The organism is Sphingomonas bacterium, assembly GCF_028292945.1.
GTDB lineage: Bacteria > Pseudomonadota > Alphaproteobacteria > Sphingomonadales > Sphingomonadaceae > Sphingomonas.
The window spans coordinates 1-5,326 of sequence record NZ_JAQGLJ010000085.1; the positions used below are offsets into that span (position 1 = coordinate 1).

Consider the following 5,326-nt stretch of genomic DNA (forward strand, 5'->3'; position numbering starts at 1 on the left):
CGCGCTCGACCGCAAAGCCGTGGTTCATGCTGGTGATCTCGACCGCGCCGTCGCTCAGTCGCTTGACCGGGTGGTTCGCCCCGCGATGGCCCTGGAACATCTTCGTGGTCGTCGCGCCCACCGCCAGCCCGAGCAGCTGATGCCCCAGGCAGATGCCGAACAGCGGCTTGCCGGTGCGCAGCATGTCGCGGATCACCGGCACCGCATACTCCCCCGTCGCGGCGGGATCGCCCGGGCCGTTGGACAGAAAGAACCCGTCCGGCTCCAACGCCATCACGTCCCCGAACGACGCGGTCGCCGGCACCACCGACACGCGCGCGCCGGCGAGTGCGAGGTTGCGGAAGATGTTGTGCTTGGAGCCATAGTCGATCGCGACGACGTGCGGCTTGCCGCCAGCCTCGTGCGCGCCATAGCCAAACCCCAGCCGCCAGACGCCGCCCTCCCAGCCATAATGCGTCGCGGTCGACACCTCCTTGGCGAGGTCCATTCCCTCCAGCCCGGGCCAGCCGCGCGCCATCGCCAGCAGCGCCGGCACGTCGAACTCGCCGGCGGCCGAATGCGCCACCACCCCGTTCGGCGCACCGCCGCCGCGAATCCGCCGCGTCAGCGCCCGCGTATCCACTCCGGCCAGCCCGATCCGGGAATGCCGCGCCATCCACCCGTCCAGCCGCTCGACCGCGCGGAAGTTGCTCGGCGCGGTCACGTCCTCGCGCACGATCATCGCCAGCGCGTGCGGCTCGTCCGCCTCCACGTCGTCCGGGTTCGCGCCGACATTGCCGATGTGCGGAAAGGTGAAGGTGATGATCTGCCCGGCAAAGCTCGGGTCGGTCATGATTTCCTGATAGCCGGTCATCGCGGTGTGGAAGCACACCTCGCCCACCGCCACGCCCTCCGCGCCGAAGCCGCGGCCCCACACGACCTCGCCGGACGCGAGCACGAGCACGCCGGTGGCTCCATCAGGCGCGCGAGAAGAGGCGGCGTCGGCCATGATCGGGCGGGCACTCCGGTTGGAACAGCGATGTCGCTAAGCGGCGTTGGCTAGAGACGCCCCCCGCTCACGTCAATCCATGCTATCGGCCTGTCCATGATTCGAGACACCATCAAAGCCGCCCAGATCGCCGCCATGAAGGCAGGCGACAAGGACACCCGCAACGCCGTCAGCCTGATTCAGGCGGCAGTGAAGAACCGCGACATCGAGGCGCGCACGCAGTCCGCCGCGCCGGACGACGACGCCTTGGTGGTCGAGGTGCTGCAGAAAATGGTCAAGCAGCGCCGCGAATCGATCGAGATGTTCCGCAAGGGCGGCCGCGAGGAGTTGGCGCAGGCAGAGGAGAAGGAGGTCGCGGTGATCGAACGCTTCCTGCCGACGCAGATGACGGAAAGCGAGACCCGCGCCGCGATCGAAACGATCAAGGCGGAGCTCGGCGCTGCCGGCATGAAGGACATGGGACGCGTCATGGCCGAGCTGAAAGCGCGCCACGCGAGCGAGCTGGACATGAGCAAGGCGTCAGGCCTTGTGAAAGCGGCGCTGGCGGGGTGAGTGAGGGCGACGCTCCTCTCCCCCTCCCGCATGCGGGAGGGGGCCGGGGGGTGGGGCCCCGCTATCGGCTGAGCAGGCCGGCGACCGCGTTCTGCGTTTCTGGGACAATGACTTGAGCCACAATCTAGAGGGCGTTCTGGAGGCTATTCTGGCGGAGGCTCTTGCCGATCGCTCGGGCCCACCCCCCAGCCCCCTCCCGCATGCGGGAGGGGGAGAAGAATGACCCTCACCCCGCAGTTCCTCGACGAGCTTCGCGCCCGCACCTCGCTCAGCGCGTTGATCGCCAAGACGACCAAGCTGACCAAGGCCGGGCGCGAGATGCGCGGCTGCTGCCCGTTTCACAACGAGAAGACCCCCTCCTTCTACGTCAACGACGACAAGGGCTTCTACCATTGCTTCGGCTGCTCCGCGCATGGTGACGCGATTCGCTGGATGACCGACCAGCGCGGCCTGCCCTTCATCGATGCGGTCAAGGAGCTCGCCCAGGCGGCCGGGATGGAGATGCCCGCGATGGACCGGCAATCGGCCGAGCGCGCGGAAGCTGCCAAGGGGCTGCACGACGCGATGCAGGCCGCCGCCGACTGGTTCGAACAACAGCTCGGCGGGCTCGATGGCAGCGAGGCGCGCGAGCTGCTCGGCCGACGCGGCATCGACGACAAAGCCCGCCGCGCGTTCGGCATCGGCTATGCCCCCGACACGCGCGGCAAGCTCCGCACCGCCTTGCGCGACTTTGGCGACGCCATGCTGGTCGAGGCCGGCCTGCTGATCCAGGTCGAGGGCAAGGAGCCATACGACCGCTTCCGCGGCCGCCTGATGATCCCGATCCGCGACGCGCGCGGCCGCGTCATCGCGTTCGGCGGCCGGGTGATCGGCGACGGTGAGCCGAAGTACCTGAACTCCCCCGACACCCCGCTCTTCGACAAGGGCCGCACGCTCTACAACCTCGATCGCGCTGCTCCCGCCGCGCGCAAGACCGCGCGCATCATCGTGGTGGAAGGGTACATGGACGTGATCGCCCTCGCCCGCGCCGGCATCGCCGAGGCGGTGGCCCCGCTCGGCACCGCGCTGACGGAGGCGCAGCTGGAGCGGCTGTGGCGGATGGTGGACGTGCCGCTGCTCTGCTTCGACGGCGACGCGGCCGGGCAGAAGGCCGCCTTGCGCGCCGCGCATCGCGCCCTCCCCCTGCTTCAGCCCGGCCACTCGCTCCAGTTCGCGACCCTGCCTGCCGGACAAGACCCCGACGACCTTGTCCAGACCGGCGGTGCTGCCGCGATCGAGCCGGTGTTGCGCGCCGCCGAACCACTCGTCCAGCGCCTGTGGTCCAGCGAGCTAAACGCGCAAGCCCTCGACACGCCTGAACAGCGCGCCGGCCTGCGCCAGCGCCTGACCGAGCTCGCGCAGACGGTCGCCAACCCGTCGGTGCGAGCGGAGTACCTCGCTGACTTCCGCCGCCGCTTCGACGCACAGTTCGCCCCGGTCCGCCGCCCCTTCGTGCCGCGCGAACCGTTCAAGAAGGGTGCCCGCCCGAAAGGCGGCTGGAAGGAGCCCCCTGCCCCCGTCACCGCCGACGCCAAGGCGGTCCACGCCGCCGGCATCGACCGGGTGCTGGCGAAGGCCGTGCTCGCCGGTCTGATCCGCCACCCCGCCGAGATCGCGCGCCACATGGAGGTGCTGGGTTCCTTGCGCCTCGCGGACGGCGCGCTGGGTCGGCTGTTCGAGGCGGTGGTGGACGTGGCGCTCGAGGACCAGCTGGTTGATAGCGCGCGCCTGCGCACCATATTGGCCAGGTCCGGGTTCGACGGCATCGCCGCCGAGCTGCTCCGGGCCGACTCCATGCCCTATTCCTTCTGCCAGGCCGGCGGCGACCCGGCCCGCGCCGCGGCCGATCTGGACGAGGCGATCGCGATCATGGTCGCGGGGCCGGAAGTGGATGCGGCGCTGGCGGAAGCGACCGCGGCGATGCGGCAGCGCTTCGACGACGAAGCGTTCGCACGCCAAGTGGCGCTGGTGAAAGAGAAAGGGGCGTTGGAATTGCGCCTTGCAAACCTATGTCAGGCGAACGAAGACGCCCGCGTCGAGGGCCTAAGGAAGATTGATGGCAGCGAAGGCTAATATGGCGACCGACACGGCCGAGGCTCCCGACGGGGGCGACCAGCCGCTGCTCGACCTGAACGACGCGGAGCTGAAGAAGCTGATCGCGCGCGCCAAGAAGCGTGGCTACATCACCATCGATCAGCTCAACGCCGGGCTGGGCGAGATGACCACCGATCAGATCGAGGACGTCATGTCCTCGCTGAACGAGATGGGCATCAACGTCGTCGAGAACGACGAGGCCGCCGAGGACGGCGAGCAGGAAGAGGCGGCCGAGGACGAGGTCGAGACGGTCGACGCCGAGCAGGACACCGGGCCTGCACCCGAGAAGAAGAAGGAGGTCGTCGATCGCACCGACGATCCCGTCCGCATGTACCTGCGCGAGATGGGAGCAGTCGAGCTGCTGTCGCGCGAGGGCGAGATCGCGATCGCCAAGCGGATCGAGGCGGGCCGCGACACGATGATCCTGGGGCTGTGCGAAAGCCCGATCACCTTCAATGCCATCATCGACTGGTCGACCCAGCTTAACGAAGGCACGATGCAGCTGCGCGAGATCCTCGATCTCGACGCCATGCTTTCAAAGGGTCCGTCGGCCGAGCAGGTCGAGGGCGCCGAAGAGGACGACAGCGGCGAGATCAGCGAGAAGACCGCCGGCACCAGCTTCAAGGAAGAGGCAGAGCCCGAGGAAGCGCCGGCCGCTGACGACGACGAGGAGGAGCTGACCGAGCGCCGTGCGCCGCGCCCGTCCGACGACGAGGAAGAGGATAACACGCTCTCCCTCGCGCAAATGGAGGAGCAGCTCAAGCCGATCGCGCTGGAACGCTTCGCCAACATCACGGCGATCTACAAGAAGTTCTCCAAGGTCCAGCAGACCCGCCTGGCCGCGATGTCGGCCGGCGGCGAGCTGTCCAGTGGCGACGAGCGCAAATACCAGAAGCTGCGCGAAGAGCTGACCGCCGAGGTCGAGAGCGTCCAGTTTCACAACGGCAAGATCGAGTATCTCGTCGATCAGCTCTACGCCTTCAATCGCCGCCTCACCGCGCTGGGCGGACAGATGCTGCGCCTGGCCGAACGCCACAAGGTACCCCGCAAGGACTTCCTCGACCGCTATGTCGGCCACGAGATGGACGACACCTGGCTGGTCGCGGTCGGCAAGCTGGACAAGAAGTGGACGGCATTCGTCGCCAACGAGGGCGAGGCCGTCGACCGCATCCGTGTCGAGATCGCGGAGATCAGCCAGCAGACCGGCATGGCGCTCACCGAGTTCCGTCGCATCGTCAACACGGTGCAAAAGGCCGAGCGCGAGGCGCGCATCGCCAAGAAGGAGATGGTCGAGGCGAACCTGCGCCTCGTCATCTCCATCGCCAAGAAATACACCAATCGCGGGCTGCAGTTCCTGGATCTGATCCAGGAGGGCAACATCGGACTGATGAAGGCAGTCGACAAGTTCGAATACCGCCGCGGCTACAAATTCAGCACCTACGCGACATGGTGGATCCGTCAGGCGATCACGCGTTCGATCGCGGATCAGGCGCGGACGATCCGCATCCCGGTCCACATGATCGAGACGATCAACAAGCTGGTGCGGACCAGCCGCCAGTTCCTCCACGAGCAGGGCCGCGAGCCGACGCCCGAGGAGATGGCGGAACGCTTGAGCATGCCGCTCGAGAAGGTTCGCAAGGTGATGAAGATCGC

The 5,326-nt window shown here is 67.9% G+C and carries 4 protein-coding genes; 3 read left to right on the forward strand and 1 reads right to left on the reverse strand.

The features are described from left to right. Positions 1-988 (reverse strand): glutamine-hydrolyzing carbamoyl-phosphate synthase small subunit (gene carA, locus JWN21_RS09875; RefSeq protein ID WP_299649160.1); only part of this gene is annotated, 988 nt, incomplete at its 3' end. A gap of 96 nt (positions 989-1,084) precedes the next feature. Here carA and JWN21_RS09880 point away from each other — a divergent pair. The 3 genes from JWN21_RS09880 to rpoD all read left to right on the forward strand — a co-directional run. Further along, positions 1,085-1,540, forward strand: coding sequence for a GatB/YqeY domain-containing protein (locus JWN21_RS09880; RefSeq protein WP_299649163.1), 456 nt, complete (start codon positions 1,085-1,087; stop codon positions 1,538-1,540). Positions 1,541-1,759: 219 nt separating this feature from the next. Then, positions 1,760-3,652, forward strand: a complete 1,893-nt coding sequence (dnaG, locus tag JWN21_RS09885; RefSeq protein ID WP_299649166.1) for a DNA primase — start codon at positions 1,760-1,762, stop codon at positions 3,650-3,652. After that, positions 3,636-5,326 (forward strand): RNA polymerase sigma factor RpoD (rpoD, locus tag JWN21_RS09890; protein ID WP_299649169.1); only part of this gene is annotated, 1,691 nt, incomplete at its 3' end. The genes dnaG and rpoD, both read left to right, overlap by 17 nt.

Bases quoted from the DNA above. Each gene is read 5' to 3' on its own strand.
- JWN21_RS09880 (WP_299649163.1), top strand. From the start codon at position 1,085: ATGATTCGAGACACCATCAAAGCCGCCCAGATCGCCGCCATGAAGGCA.
- dnaG (WP_299649166.1), top strand. From the start codon at position 1,760: ATGACCCTCACCCCGCAGTTCCTCGACGAGCTTCGCGCCCGCACCTCG.